This is a genomic window from Petrotoga sp. Shatin.DS.tank11.9.2.9.3 (genome assembly GCF_003665005.1).
Classification (GTDB): domain Bacteria; phylum Thermotogota; class Thermotogae; order Petrotogales; family Petrotogaceae; genus Petrotoga; species Petrotoga mobilis.
In genome coordinates, this window is the sequence record NZ_JGVT01000006.1 from 104027 (window position 1) to 129023 (window position 24997).

A 24997-nucleotide genomic window follows, 5' to 3' on the forward strand; every position below is an offset into this window, starting at 1 on the left:
CAAGAATATGATATACTATATTAGATATTGCGTTTTGATCATGACTGAATCCAGAAAATTAGAGAAATACTTCATAATCTGGGGAGGAATAAAATGGAAAATAACCCTTCAATTCAAATGGAAAAGATGATTAGAGAGATTTGCTCAAAAGTAAAAAGTGAAGGAAGAAAAGTTTTAAAAGAGTTCAACATTTCTCCGGCTCAGTTTGATGTTTTACAAACCGTTTATTTCAAAGGTCCTAAAATGCTCAGTGACATCAGTAAAAGATTGGGGGTAACAAAAAGCACAACAACTGGACTCATTAGAAGATTGGAAATTGCAGGATATTTGGTTAGGGAAAAATCAAAGAAGGATAAAAGGGTATATGTTGTTCAAATTACTCAAGACGGGACTAATATAATAGAAAACGTGATAAAAAACAGGGTAATATTGATGGAAAAAGTATATGAAAAATTGGGAGAAAAAGAAAGAAGTGTAGAAATATTAAATGAAATCAATAAAATTTTGAATGAAAATCAAGGTGGGATATAACAGTGTATAGAAGGTTTTTAGTGTTTCTCGTATTAATCTTTACAACATTTCTTTTTTCTTACACAATAAATCTAATAGCATTACCTGGTAGTGAAGTTTATTTTGATTCTCAATTTATGGGAACTGTTACAGAAACACCTTTTACAATCGAAGTACCTAATGATACGGATGGTTATCTCCATGTAAAAAAACTGGGATACAGCGATTTTATTGTCCGTATAGAGCTTTTAGGAAGTGAATCCCAAATTACAGCTGAACAAGTTCCTTTAGCCAAACTTATTTTTGATATCAACGTTGATTCTGCCAATATAAAATACACCTTTTTAAATCAAGATTACAATATAGCCTTACCCACATCTAATGAAGTTGATATTCCGTACAACGTAGAAAAAATAATTATAGAAAAAGATGGATTTTTTGCAAAAGAACTAAACCTTGAGTTGAAACCATTTGATAAGAAAAATTTAAGGGTCTCTCTAATTCCTTCTAATGAAATATTGATTGAATCAAATCCTAACCAAGCAAACGTTTTTGTAGATGGAAAGTTAATTGGAACAACTCCTATTACCGTAAAAAGAGATAATTTCGATATAATTTTGTTGGAAAAAGAAGGTTATTTAGTTAAAACAATAAAAAATTTGCCTCAAGATGATAGAATCTTAATTGATTTAGAAAAAGGAATAGAACTCTTTGTTGATAGCGAACCAAAAGATGTGGGGGTATTTTTGGATGGTGAATATGTAGGAAGTACACCAATGAAAGGTTTATTCCCAACTGGCACATATAATTTAACATTATCTAAATTAGGATACGAATCTAAAGAAATGCTGATTGAATTAACCCAAAACGGCTTGAACAGATATTATGTTGAATTGAATCCATTTTTAAATACAATAAATTTTCTAAATTCTGAAAATTATGAATTCAATATCGATGGTAAATACGTAGGGAAAGGAATTGATTCGATTATTTTGGATGATTCACCACATTTTGTTAGAATTGTATCCGGAACAAAAAGTTTAGAATTTCCTATTTATAGAGATTTTTATGACAAAATGGAAAGTATAGATCTAAATAAACTTAGCACAGTAAATGTTTATGCTATGTCCAATACGAATGTGAGCTTTTTAGGAAAAACTCAAAAGACTCCTGCATTCTTTCTTTACAATATGTTAAACAATGCCCAGTTTGTTAACTTAAGGACACTAAATAGAACGTACAGTGTACTTTTGGAACCTTCTGAAAGTGTAGATATTTATACCGGAAGTGATTTTGGTAATATTTTTATTACTACTAACGTTAAAGATCCACTTATCTACATTGACGGTCAGTATTTGAATTTAAATGATCGGTTTGGTTACCCTCTTAAATCTGGAGTCTATACGGTAGAGGTTAGAAAGTTTAACGAAATAAAACAACGAAAAGTAACCATAAACCCGGGAGAAAAAAGTTTCGTACATTTTGAATTTGACTCTCCTGTACCTGTAAAGGTCAATTTTACAGGGGAGAAGTATACTATCAACGGTGAAGAATATACCAACTCTCAGAAAACATTCTTTTTACCGTCAGGTCCAACTCTGTTTTCAAATGGAGTCGTATCTGTAGTTCTTTTTGTAAACGAACCTATGTATGTTGATCTAGATAAACTTTTTGGAGGGTTATAACGATGGCAAAAAAAATAGTTTTATTTTTACTTTTTACTTTTATTTCATTGAGTTTGTTATCCCAAACCAACATATCAGATTTACAACCATCCTCGCCAATATATCCTCAAGTGGTGAGAATGGTTGAATCAGGAATCATGTATCTGGACAATCAAGGCCGGTTTAGGGGTTCTCAACAAGTTTTAAGATATGATTTGGCCGAATTTGGTTCAAACATGCTCGATTATGTAGATGGACTTTATGGTCAAGATCTACAAGAAATAAGTAATAGATTACTTAAGCTCGAAAATTTAAATACTGAAATAAGACTGTACAATTTAGAAAGTACCGTTTTTGCCCACGATGACCGATTATCTTATTTGGACTCTACTATCCAAAATTTGGGGAAAAATGTATCGGATATTTTAAAAGTAATTGATCCCAGTCAACCAATTAACGAAGACAATATTATCTTCCAAGAGATTTCTCAAGGAGCAATTGATATTGCAAAAAAAACTGCACAAGATGAAGTTCAAATGATTGCTGACTCTTCAATGGCATCTTTAACAATTTTTCAAGAACAACTTCACAATTTTGATCAAGAGGTAAAGAACTTAAACACCAAATACGATCAAACTATTGAAAGTTTGGAATCTGTATTGCTAACTTCTACACAAGAAAATAGAGAAGAACTAAAAAATTATATAGACATGTTGTTAAATCTCGAAATAGACGGATTGAGAACATCTTTGACAAACATCGCTAAAAATGAAGTTTATCTATATAACGACACATTGTCTGCTACACTGAATAATCTTGATCAAAGAATTTTAAGGATAGAAAGTGAGATACTTCCATATGAAAACAGTTATAATGAACTGAGTAAAAAGATTAATGAAAACGAAGCCAAGCTGAATTTCATTCTCTCAAATGTTTCAACAAGTATTTCATCAGAAACATTAAACGATGAACTATTGTTGGGAATAAGAGCCGATATCGAAGGGTTGAAAGTAAAAACTAATAATCTCTCAAACGATCTAACTGTATTATATGATCAAGTGTCTTCTAACCAATCTTACATAGGAACTTTCGATGCAAGGCATGCCTACTACAACTCTAAAATATTAGATTTGCAAAATAAATATAACACTCTTTCTGGGCAAATAATAATTCAGAACAAAAAATTGGATAACATAATTTTTGAATTATCAAAGCTTACGCCAACGTCATCAGAGATGGTTGCTCCTCAGTATGCTGTAGATATCAAAAATCTTCAAGAAAGAGTTTCAAGTTTAGAAAGAACTATTGGTGCTTATTATGATCAAATTGGTGAGCTGACTGTATATGCTACGATGTTTGAAGAATTTAATGATAATTTGAACGAACTTTATTTTGCATTAGAAAAAAATAACGGTGATATTCAAACTTTAAAAGAACAAACAGAAGCGTTAAATGCTCAAATATCGTCTTTAGCAACTTTGACTAATTTAAATAAAGATACATTATCACAAATAGGTGATATTACAAAAATAGCTGAAACAGTAGATTATTTGAATGATAACTATCAAGATTTGAACAGAACAAATGGGCAATTACAAAACAACTTAATACAAGTAGAGAATAGATTATACAATATTGAAAATACTTTGAACAATTTTCAAATAACTTCTTCTGAGATAGAAGAACTTAAAAATTCTTATAATTCTTTACTTGAAAAATACTATGAAATTAAAAGTGAGTCTGAATATTTGAATGATCCTATGATGTTAAAAAACGATCTCAAGGCAGAACTATCTCAGCAGTTAGCAACGGAGTTAGTTTCCCTCGAAAAAGAATTGAAAAATATCGAAGATGAACTTTCAAGTGTTGAATCAAGAATTTCTAACCTTGAAAAAACCGTTTTTCTTCACGATGAAAGTATTGCCATGCTTTCACAAAAAACTGATGAGACAGTAGAAAAAATTAATAATTTAGAAAGTTCTGTACAACAGATTGAAAAACCTAATCAAACTTATATTTCATCAATAATTATAGGACTTGTGGGGGTTTTGGTTGGTGCAGGAATTGTTTTATTATTCCAATAATTTTAGGAGGGGACAATGGTTTACGGAATAGCTTTAGGGAGTGGTGGCGCTAGAGGAGCCGCTCACGTTGCCTTAATAGATGAACTGAAAGAAAGAACAGTAAAGATCGAAGTAGTAACAGGATCGAGCGTAGGTGCATTAGTTGGTGCCCTTTATGCTTTAAATCCCAATGTAGACCTATTTAAAATATTCAAAGACTTGACACTTAAAAAGAAAAAGACAATAGATTCACAGTTTAGAACTCTAAACAACAGAATTACTAATTTCCCTAAAATGGTTGCAGGTAAAAGTTTTTTAAAAAGTGATTTCGTTTACGATATTTACAAGCAGTTGTATGGACGTAAACGTTTTTCCGATTGTAAGATAAAATTAGGAATCGTTTCATATGATTTAGAAAGCGGTGAAGAAGTGGAGATCACGGAAGGGTACATAATCGATGCTGTTATGGCTTCCTCAAGTGTTCCCGGTGTTTTCCCTCCTTTAAGGTTAGGGGGCATGAGCCTGTTGGATGGAGGCGTTTTAACTCCTGTTCCAGTAAAATTAGCTAAAAAACTAGGAGCAGATTATGTAATAGCAAGTAATTTAAATGGTGAAGTTAAGAATGATTTTAAGTTTAACGACGGATTAGATTATATTATTTCCATTGAAGATTTTAAAAATGATCTTATGGTTAACTATGAAATAAATATAGCCGAAGAGGTTTATACATTCCCAATAGAGTATTCTTGGGAAGGATTTTCTTATTTTAACGAAATATACCAAGATGCTAAAAATTTTTTAAAATCCATACAAAATAAAGCGAGGGAACAACTTTGAACTTAGTAATGGGTGGCTTTTTTGAAGGATTTTATTGGGAATCTGGCGTTTTAGAGTCTATAGCAAAAAAAGAAAACGCCTTAAATCTATATACTTCTAGTCTAGGAAGTTTAAGAGGATTATTTTATGCATTGTACGGAGTAAATTTTTTCGGACGTTTAAAAGATTTCATATACGAAAAAAATAATCCTTTACGCGAAGTAATAACTAATACAGAATTATACAACAGTAGATACGCCCAAACAACAGCATTGATAAGATTGGGAAGAGGGAAAATGTCGCTTTACAACCCTGATAATTTAAAAAAATTTTTGGAAGGTTATTTTGGTAACCAAACACTTTCTTCACTTCGGAAAAACGTAAGTTTCGAAGTCTTCGAGCTAAAAAATAAAGAAGTAATTATACTGAAAAATGAAACAAAAATCGTTGATATGTTAATGATGGAATTAGCGTTCCCGCCTTATTACAGTTATTATGAATATCAAGGTGGATTTTTTATTCCAACCTCATATTTATCGTTTATTCCTCAAAAATTTCCTAAAGATGCAGTAATTATATCATTTGATCCCGCTTTAACTTATCCAGATCCAAAAAATACCGTCGAAATTCTTTTAAAAACCTCCTATTCTAGAACGTTAAAAAATTATCGTTTATTGACCGAAGACTTTAGTACTATCGAACCGCAAAAACAGTTGAAAGATTATTTTAATATGTCCGCTTTTTTTGATGGTCAAAATCATGCTAATAATTTTTTGGAGGCAAAAGTATGAAGCGTTTCACTTTATTTTTTTTAATGCTTATATTAACAAATTTGATTATTTATTCTGCACAAATAAATGTAAGAGCAGATGAAGTAAAAGGTGAAGAAAGTAGGTACATATTGAAAAATAATGTCCTTATACAGAAAGAAGATCTTTCTATTTCAACGGATTTTGCTACCATTACACTCGTTAACGACGAGTGGCGAGAAGTAAACACCGACAAGGTTTATATAACTGCCGACACGTTTGAAGCCACATCCTCTTCTATGAACTTTGACCTTCAGACTGAAAAAGGAAAACTTTCAGGGAATGTTTTAGCTAAGATTTTTTTGGAAGAATCAGAGATCGAGATAAATTCTGACGAACTTCAGATTGATAACAATAACAAAAGATACGAGGGAAGATCTGAAAATATGGTTTTGATTAAAAAAGGGGATTATATAATAAACGCAAAATCCTTTGTTTTTGTTGAAAAAGAAAACTTGCTCACACTTTCCGAAAATGTACATATAGTCAATTCTGTGGAAAAAATTGATATGAAATCAGCATATGCCACATTCAATACCCAGACCAACGATATAGAAGCCCAGCAGGTTAATTTAATTTTGGAAGTAGCAGATGAGGAGGAATAGTTGTGAAAAAATTTTTTGTTGTTTTTTTCTTAGTTTCTCTATTTATTTCCGTCTTTTCTCAAACATATTATGAGATGGGTTTTTCTTTGCTGAATTATCCCGATGATTTCAAATTTGCTTTAAGGAGTGGTTTGGAATCAGATTCCTTCAACCTTAATTTTGATCTTAGCCCAACTTTTGGAGAAACGCTCTCTTTGATCACGGTTACTGATGTTTCTGCTAAAATTTTGGATATAAACTCGAACACTTTTTTAGATGTTGGTTTATTATGGGTCTACGGTGAAGATTTTCCAGGTACTCTTGCATATGGAGGTTTCAATCTGAATTTTAACAACATTTTAGGAAAATTGTACGTGGGATACCCATTCAATGCTACTGAGGATCTTTTGAACTATTTCGCAATAAAATTGGGTTATGTAGTTCCAAAACCTGCCGATTTCATCGATGATTTAAAGTTAGAGTTAAGGGTGGTAAATGGAAGGATTGACTTTTCAATCTTTTTGGTTGAACCTTTGTGAAATGAATAAAAATCAAGGGTTTCTACTGATAGAGAGTGTATTTGAAATTTTTATTGTTTCTTTAACAATGTTGATTGTAATAGGTACTTTTTCCGGTACATTGAACATTTTAAAAAGTTCACTGGAGGAAATGATTAATATAAATCTTATTTCAAATGCCATTATGGAAGTGATAGTTGTCGCAAAAAATGAGATGACTAATGTGACCTCCTACGATTCTGATTCTTCAACCGTCTTAGGAAATTCATCTGATGGTGAAACAGTTGGTTTTTCCTACAATAGATTTGCACAAAAGATCAACCGTTACAAAGACTCTGGGTGGGATAAAGGATCTACATTAATTTCAGAAAATATAACTGCTTTTTCATACGATGGAAAATTTTTAAAGGTAACATGGAATGATGAGTATGAATTAAAACTTTTCATCCCTGGCCGTGTTACAAAGGAGCGCTAAATAAAGATGAGACTTAGGAGGAAAACATTAATCAATGGCAAATGAAATAATCGAAACATATAAAATTTTAGAAGAAAGAATAAAGTCAGAAAACATTCAAATATACTTTGATATGTTGGATTCTCCTTATCCTTCTTTTAAATCCAAGGCTATTCAGGAACTAACAAAGCAAAAAATTGATGCCCCAAGGATTAAAGAATACTTAAAAGATCCCGATAAAAATGTCAGATTTTCTGCATATAGGTACTTAGATAAAATGGGTCTTTTGGATGAGAATAATATAAAAGAAGCTTTGAAAGACATTTCAGCAAACCTCAGAAAAGAAGCAATCATCAGCTACATTCAAATGGGTATAAAACCTATAGAATTTATTTTGGAGTTTACCGAAGATCCAGATCCAATTGTTAGATATCAACTCATATCCACATTTTTGGAATTCTACCCAGAAGACTCAGAAAAAATTATTAGCAAAATGAAAAATGATCCCTACGTTAAGATAAAACAATTGATTTCAGCTTTGGAAAACATCTCTGAAACCTTAAAATCCGAACAAGTAGATAAAAGCGTTAAGGTTATGGCGCTAAGAAGATTTTATGAAAGAGACGATGCCTATACTTTTTTTAATTCACTAAAAGAAACATACTTTGATTGCAACAATGAAACTAAAGGTATAATAATTAAATTCTTTTCAGGTTTACCATGTGAAGTTATAAATAAATTCATAGAAAAAATCGTGCAAGAAGAAAAGGATATTCACATTCTTCAACTAACTGCAAATACCTCAAAGAAAGTTTGTGGAATTGATTTTGTTCCTACTTGGTTGATCGGCAAATTGGTAAACAGCGAAGAGGCAAAAGTCGTAAAGTTTGGATTAAAGTTAGCTTCTGAAAAGGAAGATATGGGGTATGTGGAATTTTGTAGGGACTTGTTATCGGCAGTAGATGATGACTTAGTCATCGGAGCGAGTGATTATCTTATTTATTTTCAAGACTATATGCTTAAAGATTACGTTCCGAACTTTCTCAATTCATTGTCCTCCAAACGAATAAGGGAAGGATTAAAAATAATCAGAAAATTAAAGTTAGATAATTTTTTAGAAGAAATATCATTAATCGCTCTCAACAAAATGTATCCTATTTCCTTGAGAAAAGCCGCCGTCAATCTACTGAAATTTTTTAAAGCCAAAGATTATTGGGAAGTACCAAATCAAATACTCAAAGACCCTTACGAAAACGGGAATTTAAAACTTGCTGCGTTAAATGCACTTCTACGTCTAAATGCGGAGATGGTAGTTAATTTTTAAAAAGATAATGACCACAATTTTTGAACCTCACTGTCTTGTTTGCAAAAAACCTATTGCCTTTGGAGAACTTATTTGTGACAATTGCAAAGGAAAGCTTTACTCTCCTTCTTTTTCAGAAGGTGATTTTAAAGTTTATCATTATGGTAAATATGAGTACCCTTTATCTAACTTAATAAAAGAGTTCAAATACAATTCACATCCAAAAATTGCACGGCTTTTGGGGAATATGTTAGCAAAGTTTTTTATAGATTTAAAATTTCCAGAACTAAATTATACTGTGTCATATGTACCTTCAAATTTCTCAAGTGTTCATGAAAAAGGCTTTGTACCTGCTCACTTAATTGCTAAGCATTTTTCAGACATCTTAGGCTTTCCCTTAATAAATCTCTTTTCCTCAAAAACTCTTAAAAGACAAGTTCAATTGGATTATAAAAAGAGAAATGAAAACGTTAAAAACAAGATAAAATTGATTCAGGATCCCCCAAAGAACATTATTATTATAGATGATGTGTACACTACAGGGGCTTCAATGAACGAAGTAGGTAATCTACTCATTAAGAAATGTGATGTTTTAGTTGGCATCACTGTAGCAAAAGCTTATAGGTATTCTTTTAATAAATCTTTATAGTTTTTTATATCACAGATTGCACCAACATATTTTAATTTTTCCGCTGAAAATGCATTCCCTAACTTTGCAGCTTTTATAGCATCCAAACCTATAATCGTTCCTATGTATAAACCTGACCAAAATGCATCCCCTGCTCCCGTTGTGTCTATTACCTCTTTTGCATAGGAGTCAAAATGAGTAATTTTTTTACCGTCCGAAAATACAAATCCCTTTTCACCTAAGGTAAGAATTACGTTTTTTACTCCCCATTCATGAAAAATATTTATGTATTCTTCTTCATTCTTATTTTCTTCGAAAATATGTGTACAATCATCTAAAGAAGGCTTAATAAAATCCACGTAAGGCATAATCAATTTTAGAACATCTTCTATTTCTAAGGATGTTTTCCACAAGATCTTTCGATAATTTGGATCAAATCCTATTAAAACATTATTATTTTTGGCAACTTTTAACAATTTAAGCGTGTTTTTTAGGTTTTTATCAGAAGATAATGACCAAGAAGAAAAATGAAAGATATTTGCTTTTTTCACAATATCAAAGAATGAATCTTGAATTTCTAAATTTAAAGAGGCAGATCTCAATGGATAAAATTCTGGAGATGATTTAGACTTCAAAACATAAACAATATCTGTAGAAAATCCTTCATCTTGTAAGATGCCTTTTATATCAACATTATAATTTTTTAATTGTTCAAGGATAAATTCTCCAAAAGGATCCTTACCTATCCTTGAAATTATAGCGGATTTAAAACCCTGTTTAGAGATATTAACAGCTATGTTACTGGGGGAGCCACCTAAAAATTTGTCAAAAGAAGTTGCATTTTTTAATCCTCTTACATAATCTTTAGAGATGAAGTCTATCAATACCTCTCCAAACGAGACAAAATTAACCATACACTAATCCACCTTCTTTTTTTATCTTAGCTTATCGCTCCACTCTCCGCCTTATCTTTGAAAACTTCTTTTATTTCGCATAAGGCTATTTTTTATCGTCAGTTTTCAGGTAATGCAAAAGAATAGTATCTTCATTTAATTTTTTAAAATCATTCAGCTTGAAATTATATTTATCATTCACGTATTTGAAAATCGATAGATCACCTTCAATAATTACTGGTTCGATAGTTAGAAAGATTTCATCAATTAAATTTTTCTCTAAAAACAAGGAGTTTATCGTAGAACCACCTATTAATGCAACTTCAGGGTATCCTTTCTTCTCTAGTTTATCCAACAATATCTCTGGAGGATTATCTGTAAAGTAGAGATATTTGTCATATTTTAACTCAACTTCTTTATATTTTTCAGGATTTCCTGTCAACACAATATTAATTCTATTTTTTAAAGGAGATCCTATCTCTTCAAATGTTTTTCTCCCCATAAGTATTATGCCAATATCTTTGGTTATATTATAGAAATGTTCCTTATCTTCTGCTGAGGACCAACTTCTCTGAGAATCATCTGACATTCGGATTTTTCCATTGATACTTTGAACCATAATTAACTTTACTCTCATAAAATTAATCCTCCCCAAACTTAAATTCTCTTAAAATTAATATTTTTTAGAATTTACAAAACTTCTTACCGCCCTAAGCACCCTAGATTAGTTCGAAATGTTAAATTATTTTTGTTTTTTTAATAATAGTTATAACAGAATTTATCATTTTCAAGGAAAACTAAGATTTTTGGCTCTAATCGTCTTTATTCGGATTTAATTGGTTCTAACAGCTTCTAATTTCATATAATTACCTTTTGAGATGAAGGTTACATGTGATAAAATAACTAATGATTAATTTGTTTATTTAATTTATTATATCATATCAGGAGGTGGCAGTAGTATGAAAAAAGTAGTTGTTTTATTTGCTATATTGACGATGGTGTTGAGTGCCTTTTCTATTACCATTACAATGACAGCGGGTGCAGTAGGAAGGGAATTAGAAGTTCTCAATGAACAAGTTGAGATGTTTATGAAAGAAAACCCAGACATAACGGTAAATGTTCTTCCAATGCCCAACAGCTCTACGGATAGGCACGATCTTTACGTTACTTACTTAGCTTCAGGTACACCGGATCCAGATGTATTAATGCTTGACGTTATCTGGCCAGCAGAATTTTCGCCATTCTTAGTAGATTTGACTGATGACTATGATTATTTTGGACTTGATGGATTTTTCCCTGGAACCGTTGCTTCAAATACCGTCGATGGCAGTTTGGTAGCAGTTCCTTGGTTTACTGATGCAGGTATTCTTTATTACCGAAAAGATTTGTTGGAAAAGTACGGTTACGATGTTCCAGAAACATGGGATGAACTTTATACAATTGCAAAAGATATATCCCAGAAAGAAGGAATCGAAGGTTTTGTATGGCAAGGAGCCAGGTATGAAGGTTTAACCTGTGACGTTATGGAATTCGTCCATAGTTTTGGTGGAGAAATAATGAAAGATGGAGAAGTTGTCGTTGATGATCCTGAATATTACGATAACAATGTTGCAGCAATAACCTTTATGGATAAATTAATAGAAGATGGCGTAAGTCCAAGGGGAGTAACTACCTACATGGAAGAAGAAGCTAGAAGAATTTTCCAAAATGGTGACGCAGTTTTTATGAGAAACTGGCCATACGCATGGTCCTTAGTTAACGCTCCCGAGTCACCAGTTGCTGGAAAAGTTGGTATAACGGTTCTTCCAAAAGGGCCCGAACCAGATGGAAGGAATTCTGCTACTTTGGGTGGATGGAACCTTGGTATAAACGCAAACTCTTCTGCTGCAGAGGTAGAAGCTTCTAAAAAACTGATCAAATTCTTGCTTAGTAAAGAACAACAAGTTTACAAAGCGGTTTATTCAGGTCAAACACCAACTATGATCGAAGCATACAACGATCCAAGAACTATTGAAGCAAATCCTTTCTATGCTGATCTTTTAGATGTTTTCTTGAATGCTGAACCAAGACCAATTTCTCCAATATATGCTGAAATTTCTTACGAGATACAAGTTGCTGTTCACGAAGTTTTAACGCAGCAAGCTGAACCTGAAGATGCTCTAAACAACTTAGCAGAAAATCTCAAATCTATAGTTGAATGAAAAAGAAGAATTTGATATAATTTTTCATAGGTGGGCGGTAAACGGAGTTCCTCCGTCTACCGCCTTTCTGTATAATATAGTAGACTATAATTAGGGGGTGCGCTAATGAAAGTAAAAGGTACGTATAAGAGATCCGATATCTGGCTTGCCTTTTGGCTCATTATTCCAACTTTAATTGCTATCGGTATTACCGCCTTCTATCCTCTAGGACAAACTCTTTATGATAGTTTCTTCAAATGGTCTCTCAGACCAGGATTTGAAAGAGAGTTTGTAGGATTTCAAAATTATGTCAATTTGTTTCAAGATCCCAGATTTTTGAGTTCTTTGTGGAATACAATTTATTTCACTTTTTTTTCTGTACTTATAGAATTCCTTTTGGGATTAGGAACAGCTTTAATATTGAATGCGGATTTTAAATTGAGAGGTTTGGTAAGAGCAGCAGTTTTAATACCATGGGCAATACCTACAGCGGTCTCTTCCCAAATGTGGAAATGGATGTATAATGACCAATATGGTGTGATAAGTTTAATGCTATACAATCTTGGAATACTTGAGGAAGGTACCCCCATTCTAGGAACTCCAGGTATGGCTATGGCTGCGATTATAGGCGTTGATGTCTGGAAAACTACTCCATTTGTTGCTCTTTTACTCCTTGCAGGACTTCAAATCATACCTAATGAGTTATACGAAGCAGCTAGAATTGATGGCGCCACTATATGGAAGCAATTCACTTCTATCACTTTACCTGTGTTAAGGCCTACGATTGGTGTAACGTTGATCTTCAGAACTTTGGACGCTTTGAGGGTTTTCGATATTGTTTACATCATGACACAAGGAGCAGTGGGAACGGAAACTCTCGCAGTTTACAATAGGTCACTTTTAATGGATAATATCTTCTCTCCAAGAGGTTTGTTTGGTTATGGCTCTGCATTATCGGTTGTAATATTTTTGATAATTGGTATATTTACAATAATCTATATGCGCTCGTTGAACATTAAATTAGATTGAGGAGGGCAAAAATATGAGATGGGGAATGCGAGCAAAAAGAAATACTCAACGTACAATTTTATATATTCTGGTTATACTGATGGTTATCTTTTACATTTTCCCTTTCTATTGGGCAATTAAAAGTTCTTTTACTGCCGATCAGTACCTTTTTACAAAAAACATTACACTCTGGCCTCAAGGTTTTACCTTTGAAAACTATATAAAGGTTTTCACAGAGAGACCTTTCGGATTAAATATATTAAATTCTATTATAGTTGCTGGAGCTACGACTATTTTCTCAATAATCGTTGGTTCTTTTGCAGCGTACGCAATAGCTCGTTTAAAGATTCCTGGGAAAGGACCTTTGATGTTACTGATACTTGCGGTAAGTATGTTCCCTCAAGTTTCTATATTGGGTGGTCTTTTTCAGTTGCTCAGAAATTTAGGATTGATAAACACTTATGCTGGGTTGATAATCCCATATATTGCATTGAACTTGCCTTTAACAACGTGGATTTTACAAAATTTCTTCAGAGAGCTTCCTAAAGAAATAGAAGAATCTGCTTATATAGACGGATGTTCTAAATTTGAAACTTTGTGGAGAATTGTTTTACCTCTTTCCGCCCCAGGTTTGGTCACAACTGGTTTGTTAGCTTTTATTCAAGCTTGGAATGAGTTCTTATTTGCTTTAACTTTCATGCAAACTCCAGAAAAATATACAGTTCCTGTGGCAATCGCTATGTTTACAGGTAAAACCTTCTATGAAGTTCCTTGGGGACAACTAATGGCGGCGTCTGTAATAGTTACGATGCCTTTAGTTATTTTAGTTTTAGTGTTCCAAAACAGGATAGTTCAAGGTTTAACGGCCGGTAGCGTAAAAGGATGATGTAGATGAAGTTTTTATTCGGTACAGACGGCATAAGAGAGGTCGTTAATGAAAAGCTGACCGTTGACTTGGCGATGAAACTCGGAAACGCACTTGCTAACCTTTTTGGTTCAGAGTATAAAAAATTGTATATTGCAAGAGACACACGAAATTCAGGAAAGGTATTGGAAATGGCTTTAGCTTCTGGAGCATTGGTAGGTGGAATGAATGTAGAGTCATGTGGAGTTCTGACTACACCAGGATTAGCATTTATAACGAAAATAGAAAAATCTATAGGTGTTGTCATTTCTGCATCTCATAATCCTCCAATGTACAACGGATTAAAAGTTTTTTGTGAAGGATTTAAAATTTCAGATGAAACAGAAGAAAAGTTAGAAGAAAAAATTTTGAAAGGTCTACTTAAATACAGTGATTATAGAGATATTGGAAGATACATAGAAGACTCTTCAAAAAAAGAATATGTTGATTATGTGGTTTCTCTATATAAAAAGAACTTACAATGTAATGATTTAAAAATTGCTGTTGATGTCGCTAACGGAGCTGCTGGAGCGATAATAAACGATATCTTTGGTGAACTTGGCTTGAATTATACGGTATACCAAAATGCCCCAGATGGTTTCAATATCAACGAAAACTGTGGTTCTACATCACCTCAAACATTATCTAAAATCGTTAAGGAAGAAAAATATGACTTTGGCATCTTGTTCGACGGGGATGCAGACAGATGCCTTTTTATTGATCGCTTCGGTAATCTTGTAGATGGTGATGTTTTGATGGCTATCAACGCTCTGAAATTAAAGGCTCAAGAAAGACTAAAAAACAAAATTGTTGTTTCAACAATTATGAGTAATTTAGGTTTGGAAGAGTATTTAAAGAAAAATGAAATACATCTTATACGTACAGACGTAGGAGATAAATACGTTTTGGAAAAAATGCTACAAGAAAATGCTACAATCGGTGGTGAGCAATCAGGACACATTATATTTCTTGATAGATCCACTACCGGCGACGGAATAATTACCGCTTTAGAGACTTTGGAAACGCTGAAATATTTTTCTAAGTCGCTTGATGACTTTCTCCAAGAAATTCCTAAATATCCACAACACTTGGAAAACGTTACAGTAAAAGATAAAGTAAAAATCATGAAGGACAGCAGAATTGAAAATTTAATAAGAAAATATCAAAGTATTGAAGGATTCAGAATTGTAGTCAGACCTTCAGGAACTGAACCAAAAATAAGAATCATGACAGAAGGGTCCAATGAAGAAACAATTAAAACATGCGTCACAGAATTTAGCCAACTTATACAAAGTATTGATAACGAGTGAAATAGCTTAAAAAAAACGGGGTTAGTGTTAAAAAGCCCCGTTTTTTAATTGATTATTCTGGTTTACCTATAGAAGAATTGAACAACGTACCTCACATTATTTCTATAAACTATCAATGCCACATAACTGTTCTTTTCAACTGAGGAAGCTATTTTTTCCCAGTCAGATACGTTCTGTATGTCGTAATACACTCCATTAACCGCTATCTCTGTAATAACATCACCTGCTCTTAGCCCAAGCGCGTATGTATCGTCTTGTATTTCTTCAACAATAACTCCTTGAATGCTACTTCTTATACTGTATTTTTGACGATCTTCTGAAGTTATGTCCCTAACTACGATTCCAAAATAGGCTTCTACGACTTCAGGCGTTTGGCTCCCCAAAGTTACATTGAAAGTAATCCTTTCTCCAAACCTATCGACAACAACCTCTACAGTATTCCCTGCTGGATAAGTAGCCAACAATGAAGTTAAATCGTCTGTATTTTCAATTTTTTTACCGTCCACTTCAACTATTACGTCATTCGCTTTTATACCTGCTTTCTCAGCAGCTCCTCCTGGTACCAAATCTTGGACATAGGCTCCTTTGTCTACTTTTAACCCCAAAGATTTTTTCAATTCTTCAGTTATATCGCTGATGTATACACCTAAATAAGCTCTTTGAAAGGTCCCTGTTTCCATTACAGAATCAGCAAATCTTTTCGCTATGTTAATAGGAATGGCGAACCCTATGTTCACGCTTCCTAACTGAGGATCTACTGCGATTGCAGTGTTGATCCCAATGACTTCCCCATGTATATTCAGTAAGGGACCTCCACTATTACCTGGATTAATAGTTGCATCAGTCTGTATTAAATCAACATAATTCCCATTTCCATCGGGTTTTGGAATGCTCCTATTGGTTGCACTTATAACCCCTGCCGTAACAGTATTTTGTAAACCCAGTGGATTGCCTATAGCTATAGCATCCTCTCCAATCCTAATCTTGTCTGAATCACCTAAAGGTAGCGTTGGTAAATCTTCATCAGCACTTATTTTTATTATTGCTAAATCGAGATCTTCATCACCACCTACCAACTCGGCGTCATACTCCTTTCCATTCGGCAAGGATACAGATATCTTTTCTGCACTATCTATCACATGGTAATTTGTCAATATATAACCTCTTTTATCGAAAATAAAGCCAGACCCCACTCCTTTTGTTTGATACTCTGGCATTTGTTGACCAAAAAATCTTTCAAAAAAATCTTGAATGTATGGGTCCACAGGAACTGGAGCTGAACGAGTGGATTCAATATTTACAACCGCTGGAGCGGCCTCTTCAACCACATTAACTATGGGGCTTTCGTATCCTTCATTCACAATTGAAAACGAAGATATGGAAAGCAAAAATACTGTCAAAATCAAAACGATAGATTTTTTCATACTAGCACCTCCGATTATTCTATTTATTTAAATTATAAACCAACTTCTTAAAAGAAACTTAAAAGCTTGAATTTTCAGTTTTGTTGTTTCTATTGTTTTCTACTACCTGGTTTTACTAATTGTAAACCTTGGATACATAAAGGACAGTTTTCTGAGGAGTAGGTAGCAGCTTGTATCTTAACTAGAGATATGATTTCTCTGTTTTCTAAAACAATTTTATCAGACCTATTGACGATACAGGCGAATGAAGTCACGTATCCTCCGTTACTTTCAACCAATTTTGCAACTTCCAGTGTGGATTTTCCTGTAGTTATTACATCTTCTACTATTAGTATTTTGCTGTTATTATTGATGACCTGATCTCTACGTAAACTCATGTTCCCTTTTTCATCTCTCTCTGCGAATAAAAATGGAACTTTTAAAGCTCTCGCCACTTCGTATCCTATGATAATTCCTCCCAATGCAGGGGAAACAACGTAGTCTATTTTTGAGGCTACTTTATCAGCAATTAATTTGCCAAGAAGTTCCGAATACTCTGGATATTTAAGAACTTTTGCACATTGAATATATGTGTCTGAATGTAATCCGGAAGATAATAAAAAGTGCCCCTTTAAAAAGGCCCCGGTGTCTTGCAGTATTTTTAATACTTTAGTTTCATCATTTTTTGTGTTATCTATCATTAAGATTTTTACCTCCTGGTATCTCTATTTTATATACTCTAAAATTATGTTAGCGCCCCTTTGCCCGATCGTTAAGGGGAACCCCCTTAAAAACCCCAAATCAAGGTCAAAATCATTTAAAAACATAGTTTGCATACTGCAGCAAACCCCTACCCAATTTTTATTTCTAAAGAATTTATCTCTATTTTAAAAATTCGAAAATCTTATCATAAAATTTATTTTTATTGTAAATGCATTCAAATAACTCATGTTTACCTTTGGAAAAAGAAATTTTGGAAATGTTTGAATTCTTTATCTTCTTATACTCTTCGATGTTGACTATTTTATCTTCCTCTCCAAAAAGCAACAATGTGGGAATATCAACCTTTTCGATTTCATTCAATGCAATATCAGCTTCGTCAAACATTTGTCGAGCAGTTCGAACGGTTATTTTATCGTGTACCAGGGGATCTTTTTCATAAAATTCACAAGCTTTTTCATCCGTCGATAGATCATAAGGATTTATCCGATTTGAAAAAGACAGGGTAGGAAATATTGAGAAAAGGTTTAAAAGCCAACTCAATTGTTTAATATCACCCAAGGCAGGAGAAGAAAGTATAAGTTTTTTCGGTTTTTTCTCTGTTATTTCAACAAATCTTGTGGCGACCAACCCACCAAGAGAGTGTCCGAATAGAATATATTCTTCTTGAACATAATTTTCCAAAAAAGAATAAACTTCGTAAAAATTCTCTATATCACCTTTTTTCCCAGAAGTATAACCGTGCCCGGGAAGATCAAAGGTATACACAGCAATCCCTTTTTCATTTAATTGCTTAATGAAATTCACATATCTTCCAGAATATTCTCCGAGACCGTGAATCAGATATAAAGTTTTATAGTTATAGGTGTTTGGCATGTAGTATCTATGATATATTTTCATAAACAAATTATATCACAGTTCACAAAGCTTTTTGATTTTCTATCGCTTCCATTATTTCATCATTAGTTTTATGCTTTCGTAATAAACTCAAGATGAATTCCAAGGCTTCTTTTGGGGACATATCGTTAATGAACTTTCTTAGAATGATTGTATTTTTCATCTCATCAGGACTATATAACAATTCTTCTTTTCGGGTACCCGATAATTTTAAGTTTATGGCAGGAAATATTCTCTCATTAGACATTTCTCTAGCTAACACCAGTTCCATATTTCCTGTACCTTTAAATTCTTCAAATATCACTTCATCCATCTTCGATCCTGTTTCTATTAATGCAGTGGCTAAAATAGTAAGACTACCGCCTTCTCTAATCTTTCTTGCAGCACCAAAAAATTTCTTTGGGAAAATTACAGCGGCAGGGTCAAGACCTCCACTCAGCAATTTCCCACTGGATGGTACATAAAGGTTGTATTCGCGTGCAACTCTCGTCAAACTATCAACAAGGACAACTACATCGTGGCCAAACTCAACCAACCTCTTAAAATGTTCCAAAGCCATTTCTGCGATTCTTATTTGATTTTCTGGGTCCATATCGAACGGTGCTGCTATGACGTTAGCATCTACTGTATCACGAATATCCGTTACCTCTTCAGGTCGTTCGTCTATTAAAAGTATGTACCTTCTAGTATCGGGGTAATTTTCAGCAATGGAGTTAGCAATATCTTTTAACAGCGTGGTTTTACCAGCCTTAGGGGGAGCAACTATTAAACCTCTTTGCCCAAAACCTATAGGAGAGAATAGATCAATAATTCTGGAACTGTATGGTGCGTTTTTATGTTCCAAAACCATTCTGGTTTTGGGATACTCGGGAGTCAAATTTTCGAAAGAGACTCTATCCCGAGCGTTTTCGGGAGGTAAAGAATTTACCGCTTCTACTCTTAATAAGGCAAAAAATCTTTCACCTTCTTTTGGAGGTCTTATTTGACCAGCTATTATGTCTCCCGTGAAAAGGTTGAATTTTCTAATCTGTGATTGAGAAACATATATATCATCGGTTCCAGGCAACAACGAGTTGTCTACGCTTCTCAAGAAACCGTAACCATCCGGCAATACTTCCAAAATTCCTTCATAGAAGAAGTATCCGATTGATTCAGTTTGCTTTCTTAAAATAGCAAACTTTAATTCGCTTTTTGTCATCTTGGAATAATTTGATATTTCGAGTTTACGAGCTAATTCGTATAATTCTTTTCTGGTCATTTCGTTTAATTTAGCCATATTAATTTCAATGGCTTGGATATTATCCCTACTTTGTTTCTTTGATACTAAATTGTTAGTATTTTCATCCATGTGAATCCTCCTTATTACCTTTAGTATATACTGTGTTTAGGAATCCTAAAACTGTACTAGCGCCCCTTCGGCCCGCAGCCTACCCTTCTAAGGAAAGTAGTTTTACCCTTTCATTGCGAAGCTCAACCCACAAATTATCCTTTATAAATGTAGGCATTTGACTTCTAGAGTAAGAATATAACATACAGATCATAATATATTAATGAATTTTGTGGGGATACCACAACATAAGAATGAAGTAATCCCTCAAAAGCAAAAAGGGTTAAAATCAAAAATAGTATTGTGAGGAGAACAATAAACGTTCTTGGGAGAATCTAAAAGAAGTTCAATCGTAATTCAGAAAATATAATATAAAAAATTATCAAACACGATAAAACTTTTTAAAAGCCAAGCAATTTATTTTAAGACATTAAGAATCGACTTTGAAAGAAGTTACGCCTGGAGCTAAGACTTTGCTTTCGGTACCTTGATTTTCAAGTAGGTTTCCATGTTTATCTAAAAGTATTTCCCCATCAAAATTTTCTTTGAGGGCATATTCTAAAGATATGAGCCCTATTTCCAATTGTTCTTTTTCAGGTTCCTTGGTAGTAATTTTTTGAAGCAACAAACCCGGATAGGCAAGAATTTTTCCTATTTTTGTGTCGATGATTTTTGCGGTGAACCTTTGAAATTCGTAAGCTAAGCCTGCAACTAATGGAAGAAGCACTATTCTAGATATTACTTTCTGTAAAGTTGAATTGAAGCCTAATCCTCCCGTTATGGCAAAAACAATAATCGAAGCAAAAACTGTAATTATCAAGAAACTAGTACCACATCGAGGATGTAAAGTTGTGTATTTTCGGGCGTATTTGACCTCTAAAGGTTCGTTGTTTTCGTAGGTATATACACTTTTGTGTTCGGCTCCGTGGTACTGAAAAACCCTTTTTATATCTTTCATGAAAGAAATACCCCAGATGTAGGCGACAACCAAAAACGCTCTTATAAAACCTTCAACAAATGCAAACCAAAATTCAGATTTAATATTGAAAGGTCTGGTTAAAAATACAGGTAAAACACCAAACCCTAATGTTGCAACTGCAACCGCAAGCAATATGGCGATAACCATATCTTTTGTAGTTAATTCTTCATCTTCTTCTCCAGATACTTTAGCCGAATAAGATAATGCGTTCATACCAATTATCATTGAATGTAGCAATACAAAAAAACCTCTTATAATGGGTATTTTTTCCCAAATTCCCCATGAGTTATCCTTTAATCTTTTAACTGCAATACTTCCGTCTTTTCTTTTTACCGCGACTACGGTATTTATTCCTTTCATCATTACGCCTTCGATAACCGCTTGTCCACCTACTGTTTTAGGTTTTGGTTTCACTAGATTGGATCCTCCTTAAAATTTCTTCTGCAACACCTTGTTCAGTGACTACATAGTAAAATTTTATAGCCTCTTTGTCTATTCCATTGTTCTTATTAAGCACTTGAGACGCCTTTCTTCTCAATTTGTACCTTTCATCATTATTCAATTTTGTAATGTCTTTTATTATATCAAAAAGGTGCGTGTTTTGTGAACACGCTTCAATGATTTCCAATATTGCTTTCTCATTTTCATTCATTTTTACTGTTGAGAATATTCTTCTGGGGAAATACTTTCAGAAACCCTTGCAACGACTTTAAACTTAATACCAGTTCTTTTTTCTGAACCTACTTCAACCTCCACAAAACCAGGGATAACGTATATCTCCTTGCCTTTAGCCTCGATAAATCTCTTTGCAATGGCAATAGCCTTCACTGCTTGATTAACCGCTCCAGCTCCAATAGCTTGTAGCTCAACCTCGTCTGTTTTTGACAGAACTCCTGCTATAGCTCCAGCAACTTTGTTCGGTGCAGATGAATGACTGACTTTCAACACTTCCATGTCTTGGCTCCTCCTTTGTGGACAGGCTATATATATTTATTCTATCATAAATTTTAATAATGTCAAAGAAAAAATTGAAAAAAGAATATCTAAATGATATAATTGAAAAAGAAACAGCCTTACGGCAAATAAGGAAAAACAGCCTCACGGCAAGTAAGGAAACAGCCTCACGGCAAGTAATGAAGTTAATATTTACTGCATTATTTTAAGGGAAAACGGTGAAAATCCGTTACGGTCGCGCCACCGTAATCGGGGACGAAACTTACAAAAAGCCACTGGAGAGATCCGGGAAGGCGTAAGGAGTAGAGTGATCCGAAAGTCGGGAGACCTGAATAATGCTGTTTTTTCTATCTCTTCGCGCCAAAGAGATAGAAAAAATGTTTAAATGGCGCTAATTTATACAAGGAGGCCATTTGGTATGAGGAAGGTGTTATTTACTTTTTTTACAGTTTTGTTGTCGGTTGTTTTGAGCGCTGAGTATTTATTGGTGGACGACCTTGGAAGATTAGTTCCTTTTGAAGAGGAGGTCAACAGGGTTATTTCCGCCGCACCAGCTGTATCTGATTACATCAAATATCTAGGTTTAGAGGACAAAGTTGTGGGCGTTACAGATTGGGATATTAACATTGATGCCGAGAAAATTGGTAATTTAGTACCTTTAAACCTGGAGAAAATAGTTTCTTTAAGTCCTGATGTTGTATTTTTAACCGGAGGATTTCAAGAGCCTGAGATTAGTAGGTTGGAAAGGTACAATATTAAATCGTTGGTGATTAATCCAGTGAGTTTCAACGATATTTACAGGGAAATTGTATTAATTGGCAGTATTTTGGGGGAAAGAGAAAAAGCCCAGGCTCTTTCAAATGAACTGAGGCAAAGTGTTTTAAATATTGCCAAAAACTCTTTCACTTGGAAAGATAAACCAACAGTTTTATATTTAATGGTTCAAAATAATGTATCTGAAATTTGGACAGCAGGAACCGGTTCATATATAAATGAGTTAATTGCCTACGCTGGAGGATTAAATTTAGCCGCTCCATATACTGGGAACAATGGTTTTTTACTGGTTGGACCTGAATTCGTCGTTGCTCAAAATCCTGATATAATAATTGTTTCCTCGTATTATGAAGGCGACGAAACCTCTAAAAATACTATCTTAAATGCCGAACAGTTTAAAAACGTAAAAGCTGTTAAAGAAGGAAAAATAGTAATGGTCGATGGTAACAAAATGCATCAAGCTTCTCCATCATTGATCGATATACTTGAACAATTATACGAGTATTTTGGTGAAAATAGATGAAACAGATCAAAAAACGAGGGGAGTTTCCCCTTGTTTTATTTCTCATAATCTCGAGCTTTTTATTAATTTTACTTTTCACATCCTTTGGAAGTGTCAAGGTTCCCGTTAAAGACATTTTCACCTCTTTAATAGCTAAAAACAACAACGATATTTACAACAATTTGATTTTAAACATAAGGCTTCCAAGAGTGGTTGGAAGTTTTCTTGTTGGAAGCATATTAGCAGTTTCCGGGAATGTTTTACAATTGGTAGTACAAAATCCTCTCGCAGATCCATACATTTTAGGAATCTCGTCGGGGGCAAGCTTTGGTGCTGTGTTATACACCGCGTTGAGCAGTATTTATGGTCTTTCTCTTTTTCTCGGGCTGGAAACTTTTTCCTTTCTTTTTGGTATCTTAGCGACATTTATTGTTTTAATATTGGCTCGACAGGGTAAAAAACTCCCTGTTTTATCTCTAATACTAAGCGGGGTGATAATTAGTTTTTTGTTTAATTCTTTTACAACACTTTTTACCGTGATGTATTGGGGAAACTTAATTCACGTCAATACATGGTTGATGGGAAGTACAGCAGATTTAATTTGGAGCGACAATTTTAAATTTATTTTTACACTTATCTTTCAATTTATTTTAGTTTTATTATTTTCTAAACAACTGAACGTTCTTTCTATGGGGGATGACATGGCTGTATTCTCAGGGATAAACCCCGATAGATTGAAGCTTTTTTTGATTGTAATAAACGTTTTTGCAGTATCTTTTACTGTGTCGCAGGTAGGAATAATTGGTTTTGTAGGACTTATTATCCCTCATATAGTTCGAATGATTAAAGGGCCGTACTCGTTTGTTTCAAATTTGTATTCACTCTTCATTGGAGGAATGTTTTTAATGTCTGCCGATTTTGTTTCCAGAACACTATTTGCTCCAACAGAACTTCCTATCGGTGTAGTGACCTCGATAGTAGGTGCCCCAATTTTCATTTTTGTAATGAGGAGAAAAGAGAAAATATGATAACATTTAACAACGTCAGTTTCACTTATGGAAATGGCTTTTTTTTGAAAATCGATGATTTAAAAATAATAAAAGGAGATATTATTTCTATAATTGGTCCCAATGGAGCGGGTAAAAGTACTCTGATCAAGATTCTTTCAGGGATCATCAGAAATTACAAAGGAGAAATAATACTAAACGATAGTGAATTAAAGAATTATTCTAACAAAGAACTATCTAAGAAGGTAGCAGTTGTACCCCAAGAATTCAACACCTCTTTCGATTACGATTTGGAAAGCATCGTTTCAACGTCAAGAATACCTTTCTCAAAGAGAATAAGCTTTTTTGAATCCGAACAGGACAAGAGGATTATCGATGAAGCCCTTCAAACTGTTGGACTAATAAATTATAAGAACAAGCCATTTTCATCTATGTCTGGAGGAGAAAAGCAAAAAGTTATGATAGCTCGAGCAATTGCCCAAAGAACTCCCATATTGCTTTTGGATGAATTCTCTTCGCATTTAGACCCAGGTTATACCCAAAGTCTTTTGAAATTAGTTAAGGAAATGGTCACCAAAGAAAAGAAAACGGTCCTAGCAGTATTTCATGATGTGAACAATGCTGCATTATTCTCCGATAAAATAATCATTATGAAGGATGGAACTGTTAAATATTCAGGAACACCTGCAGAGGTGTTAACTGAATCCATCATGGGGGAAATCTTTGAAATGGATGCTTATATTATAAAACATCCGATAAAAAAAGTCCCTCAAATTTTATTCAAATAAGG

The 24997-nt window shown here is 33.7% G+C and carries 26 protein-coding genes and 1 riboswitch; of the genes, 17 read left to right on the top strand and 9 right to left on the bottom strand.

Annotation, left to right across the window (positions count from 1 at the left end; translation table 11 throughout):
• Positions 1 to 93 precede the first annotated feature (93 nt).
• From BZ25_RS07135 to BZ25_RS07180, 10 genes are read left to right on the top strand one after another with little or no spacing between them, the layout of a single operon-like run.
• Complete coding sequence (locus BZ25_RS07135; RefSeq protein ID WP_012207871.1) at positions 94 to 531, top strand: MarR family winged helix-turn-helix transcriptional regulator; 438 nt, start codon at positions 94 to 96, stop codon at positions 529 to 531.
• Positions 532 to 533: 2 nt separating this feature from the next.
• Entirely contained in the window at positions 534 to 2195 is a 1662-nt protein-coding gene (locus BZ25_RS07140) for a PEGA domain-containing protein (RefSeq protein ID WP_121567513.1), read from the top strand.
• Between the two features lie 2 nt (positions 2196 to 2197).
• Positions 2198 to 4258: a hypothetical protein gene (locus BZ25_RS07145; RefSeq protein WP_121567514.1), complete on the top strand. Its 2061-nt coding sequence runs from the start codon at positions 2198 to 2200 to the stop codon at positions 4256 to 4258.
• A gap of 15 nt (positions 4259 to 4273) precedes the next feature.
• The gene (locus BZ25_RS07150; protein WP_121514304.1) at positions 4274 to 5074 is read left to right on the top strand and encodes a patatin-like phospholipase family protein; all 801 of its coding nucleotides are present in this window, start codon (positions 4274 to 4276) and stop codon (positions 5072 to 5074) included.
• A complete protein-coding gene (locus BZ25_RS07155) occupies positions 5071 to 5844 on the top strand; it encodes a patatin-like phospholipase family protein (RefSeq protein WP_012207875.1) in 774 nt (257 codons plus the stop codon). The genes BZ25_RS07150 and BZ25_RS07155 overlap by 4 nt, the downstream gene beginning before the upstream one ends.
• Positions 5841 to 6467, top strand: a complete 627-nt coding sequence (locus BZ25_RS07160; RefSeq protein WP_012207876.1) for an LptA/OstA family protein — start codon at positions 5841 to 5843, stop codon at positions 6465 to 6467. The genes BZ25_RS07155 and BZ25_RS07160 overlap by 4 nt, the downstream gene beginning before the upstream one ends.
• Before the next feature lie 2 nt (positions 6468 to 6469).
• A complete protein-coding gene (locus tag BZ25_RS07165; protein WP_121514305.1) occupies positions 6470 to 6985 on the top strand; it encodes a hypothetical protein in 516 nt (171 codons plus the stop codon).
• A 1-nt stretch (position 6986) separates the two neighbouring features.
• Positions 6987 to 7439, top strand: a complete 453-nt coding sequence (locus BZ25_RS07170) for a type II secretion system protein (RefSeq protein ID WP_012207878.1) — start codon at positions 6987 to 6989, stop codon at positions 7437 to 7439.
• Positions 7440 to 7473: 34 nt separating this feature from the next.
• The gene (locus tag BZ25_RS07175; RefSeq protein WP_121514306.1) at positions 7474 to 8742 is read left to right on the top strand and encodes a HEAT repeat domain-containing protein; all 1269 of its coding nucleotides are present in this window, start codon (positions 7474 to 7476) and stop codon (positions 8740 to 8742) included.
• 7 nt (positions 8743 to 8749) lie between these two features.
• The gene (locus tag BZ25_RS07180; protein ID WP_121514307.1) at positions 8750 to 9370 is read left to right on the top strand and encodes a ComF family protein; all 621 of its coding nucleotides are present in this window, start codon (positions 8750 to 8752) and stop codon (positions 9368 to 9370) included.
• Here BZ25_RS07180 and BZ25_RS07185 read toward each other — a convergent pair.
• Both BZ25_RS07185 and BZ25_RS07190 read right to left on the bottom strand, forming a co-directional pair.
• Positions 9340 to 10263, bottom strand: coding sequence for a carbohydrate kinase family protein (locus BZ25_RS07185; RefSeq protein ID WP_121514308.1), 924 nt, complete (start codon positions 10261 to 10263; stop codon positions 9340 to 9342). The two genes, BZ25_RS07180 and BZ25_RS07185, sit on opposite strands and share 31 nt — an antisense overlap.
• An 85-nt stretch (positions 10264 to 10348) precedes the next feature.
• Positions 10349 to 10879 (bottom strand): dihydrofolate reductase family protein, encoded by a 531-nt coding sequence (locus tag BZ25_RS07190; RefSeq protein ID WP_121514309.1) that lies wholly within the window; start codon positions 10877 to 10879, stop codon positions 10349 to 10351.
• A 322-nt stretch (positions 10880 to 11201) separates the two neighbouring features.
• Here BZ25_RS07190 and BZ25_RS07195 point away from each other — a divergent pair, with 322 nt between their 5' ends.
• The 4 genes from BZ25_RS07195 to glmM all read left to right on the top strand — a co-directional run bounded on the left by BZ25_RS07195 (position 11202) and on the right by glmM (position 15644).
• Positions 11202 to 12443, top strand: a complete 1242-nt coding sequence (locus BZ25_RS07195) for an ABC transporter substrate-binding protein (protein ID WP_012207883.1) — start codon at positions 11202 to 11204, stop codon at positions 12441 to 12443.
• 105 nt (positions 12444 to 12548) lie between these two features.
• Complete coding sequence (locus BZ25_RS07200) at positions 12549 to 13451, top strand: carbohydrate ABC transporter permease (protein WP_012207884.1); 903 nt, start codon at positions 12549 to 12551, stop codon at positions 13449 to 13451.
• A 13-nt stretch (positions 13452 to 13464) separates the two neighbouring features.
• Entirely contained in the window at positions 13465 to 14316 is an 852-nt protein-coding gene (locus BZ25_RS07205) for a carbohydrate ABC transporter permease (RefSeq protein WP_012207885.1), read from the top strand.
• Positions 14317 to 14321: 5 nt separating this feature from the next.
• Positions 14322 to 15644, top strand: coding sequence for a phosphoglucosamine mutase (gene glmM / locus BZ25_RS07210; protein WP_121514310.1), 1323 nt, complete (start codon positions 14322 to 14324; stop codon positions 15642 to 15644).
• A gap of 62 nt (positions 15645 to 15706) precedes the next feature.
• On the opposite strand, the gene BZ25_RS07215 is transcribed toward glmM, so the two are convergent.
• The 7 genes from BZ25_RS07215 to BZ25_RS07245 all read right to left on the bottom strand — a co-directional run bounded on the left by BZ25_RS07215 (position 15707) and on the right by BZ25_RS07245 (position 21924).
• Positions 15707 to 17068 (bottom strand): Do family serine endopeptidase, encoded by a 1362-nt coding sequence (locus tag BZ25_RS07215; protein WP_121514311.1) that lies wholly within the window; start codon positions 17066 to 17068, stop codon positions 15707 to 15709.
• An 89-nt stretch (positions 17069 to 17157) separates the two neighbouring features.
• Complete coding sequence (gene pyrE, locus BZ25_RS07220; protein WP_121514312.1) at positions 17158 to 17748, bottom strand: orotate phosphoribosyltransferase; 591 nt, start codon at positions 17746 to 17748, stop codon at positions 17158 to 17160.
• A gap of 181 nt (positions 17749 to 17929) precedes the next feature.
• A complete protein-coding gene (locus BZ25_RS07225; protein WP_146026678.1) occupies positions 17930 to 18667 on the bottom strand; it encodes an alpha/beta hydrolase in 738 nt (245 codons plus the stop codon).
• 19 nt (positions 18668 to 18686) lie between these two features.
• A complete protein-coding gene (gene rho / locus BZ25_RS07230) occupies positions 18687 to 20012 on the bottom strand; it encodes a transcription termination factor Rho (RefSeq protein ID WP_012207890.1) in 1326 nt (441 codons plus the stop codon).
• Between the two features lie 409 nt (positions 20013 to 20421).
• A complete protein-coding gene (locus BZ25_RS07235) occupies positions 20422 to 21384 on the bottom strand; it encodes a DUF1385 domain-containing protein (protein ID WP_012207891.1) in 963 nt (320 codons plus the stop codon).
• Positions 21368 to 21598: a hypothetical protein gene (locus BZ25_RS07240; protein WP_231282472.1), complete on the bottom strand. Its 231-nt coding sequence runs from the start codon at positions 21596 to 21598 to the stop codon at positions 21368 to 21370. The genes BZ25_RS07235 and BZ25_RS07240 overlap by 17 nt, the downstream gene beginning before the upstream one ends.
• A gap of 26 nt (positions 21599 to 21624) precedes the next feature.
• The gene (locus BZ25_RS07245; RefSeq protein WP_012207893.1) at positions 21625 to 21924 is read right to left on the bottom strand and encodes a stage V sporulation protein S; all 300 of its coding nucleotides are present in this window, start codon (positions 21922 to 21924) and stop codon (positions 21625 to 21627) included.
• A 185-nt stretch (positions 21925 to 22109) separates the two neighbouring features.
• Positions 22110 to 22275, top strand: a riboswitch (cobalamin riboswitch).
• Between the two features lie 67 nt (positions 22276 to 22342).
• On the opposite strand from BZ25_RS07245, the gene BZ25_RS07250 reads away from it, so the two are divergent.
• The 3 genes from BZ25_RS07250 to BZ25_RS07260 are packed head-to-tail and all read left to right on the top strand — an operon-like array spanning position 22343 to position 24995.
• Positions 22343 to 23221 (top strand): ABC transporter substrate-binding protein, encoded by an 879-nt coding sequence (locus tag BZ25_RS07250; RefSeq protein WP_121514314.1) that lies wholly within the window; start codon positions 22343 to 22345, stop codon positions 23219 to 23221.
• The gene (locus tag BZ25_RS07255; protein ID WP_012207895.1) at positions 23218 to 24228 is read left to right on the top strand and encodes an iron ABC transporter permease; all 1011 of its coding nucleotides are present in this window, start codon (positions 23218 to 23220) and stop codon (positions 24226 to 24228) included. Before BZ25_RS07250 ends, BZ25_RS07255 begins: the two co-directional genes overlap by 4 nt.
• Positions 24225 to 24995, top strand: a complete 771-nt coding sequence (locus tag BZ25_RS07260) for an ABC transporter ATP-binding protein (RefSeq protein WP_121514315.1) — start codon at positions 24225 to 24227, stop codon at positions 24993 to 24995. Before BZ25_RS07255 ends, BZ25_RS07260 begins: the two co-directional genes overlap by 4 nt.
• Positions 24996 to 24997 lie beyond the last annotated feature (2 nt).

What these genes read in the sequence shown, in the direction of transcription:
- BZ25_RS07135 (WP_012207871.1), top strand. Translation starts at nt 94, where the DNA reads ATGGAAAATAACCCTTCAATTCAAATGGAAAAGATGATTAGAGAGATT.
- BZ25_RS07145 (WP_121567514.1), top strand. Translation starts at nt 2,198, where the DNA reads ATGGCAAAAAAAATAGTTTTATTTTTACTTTTTACTTTTATTTCATTG.
- BZ25_RS07150 (WP_121514304.1), top strand. Translation starts at nt 4,274, where the DNA reads ATGGTTTACGGAATAGCTTTAGGGAGTGGTGGCGCTAGAGGAGCCGCT.
- BZ25_RS07160 (WP_012207876.1), top strand. Translation starts at nt 5,841, where the DNA reads ATGAAGCGTTTCACTTTATTTTTTTTAATGCTTATATTAACAAATTTG.
- BZ25_RS07170 (WP_012207878.1), top strand. Translation starts at nt 6,987, where the DNA reads ATGAATAAAAATCAAGGGTTTCTACTGATAGAGAGTGTATTTGAAATT.
- BZ25_RS07175 (WP_121514306.1), top strand. Translation starts at nt 7,474, where the DNA reads ATGGCAAATGAAATAATCGAAACATATAAAATTTTAGAAGAAAGAATA.
- BZ25_RS07180 (WP_121514307.1), top strand. Translation starts at nt 8,750, where the DNA reads ATGACCACAATTTTTGAACCTCACTGTCTTGTTTGCAAAAAACCTATT.
- BZ25_RS07185 (WP_121514308.1), bottom strand. Translation starts at nt 10,263, where the DNA reads ATGGTTAATTTTGTCTCGTTTGGAGAGGTATTGATAGACTTCATCTCT.
- BZ25_RS07190 (WP_121514309.1), bottom strand. Translation starts at nt 10,879, where the DNA reads ATGAGAGTAAAGTTAATTATGGTTCAAAGTATCAATGGAAAAATCCGA.
- BZ25_RS07195 (WP_012207883.1), top strand. Translation starts at nt 11,202, where the DNA reads ATGAAAAAAGTAGTTGTTTTATTTGCTATATTGACGATGGTGTTGAGT.
- BZ25_RS07200 (WP_012207884.1), top strand. Translation starts at nt 12,549, where the DNA reads ATGAAAGTAAAAGGTACGTATAAGAGATCCGATATCTGGCTTGCCTTT.
- BZ25_RS07205 (WP_012207885.1), top strand. Translation starts at nt 13,465, where the DNA reads ATGAGATGGGGAATGCGAGCAAAAAGAAATACTCAACGTACAATTTTA.
- glmM (WP_121514310.1), top strand. Translation starts at nt 14,322, where the DNA reads ATGAAGTTTTTATTCGGTACAGACGGCATAAGAGAGGTCGTTAATGAA.
- BZ25_RS07215 (WP_121514311.1), bottom strand. Translation starts at nt 17,068, where the DNA reads ATGAAAAAATCTATCGTTTTGATTTTGACAGTATTTTTGCTTTCCATA.
- pyrE (WP_121514312.1), bottom strand. Translation starts at nt 17,748, where the DNA reads ATGATAGATAACACAAAAAATGATGAAACTAAAGTATTAAAAATACTG.
- BZ25_RS07225 (WP_146026678.1), bottom strand. Translation starts at nt 18,667, where the DNA reads ATGAAAATATATCATAGATACTACATGCCAAACACCTATAACTATAAA.
- rho (WP_012207890.1), bottom strand. Translation starts at nt 20,012, where the DNA reads ATGGATGAAAATACTAACAATTTAGTATCAAAGAAACAAAGTAGGGAT.
- BZ25_RS07245 (WP_012207893.1), bottom strand. Translation starts at nt 21,924, where the DNA reads ATGGAAGTGTTGAAAGTCAGTCATTCATCTGCACCGAACAAAGTTGCT.
- BZ25_RS07250 (WP_121514314.1), top strand. Translation starts at nt 22,343, where the DNA reads ATGAGGAAGGTGTTATTTACTTTTTTTACAGTTTTGTTGTCGGTTGTT.
- BZ25_RS07255 (WP_012207895.1), top strand. Translation starts at nt 23,218, where the DNA reads ATGAAACAGATCAAAAAACGAGGGGAGTTTCCCCTTGTTTTATTTCTC.
- BZ25_RS07260 (WP_121514315.1), top strand. Translation starts at nt 24,225, where the DNA reads ATGATAACATTTAACAACGTCAGTTTCACTTATGGAAATGGCTTTTTT.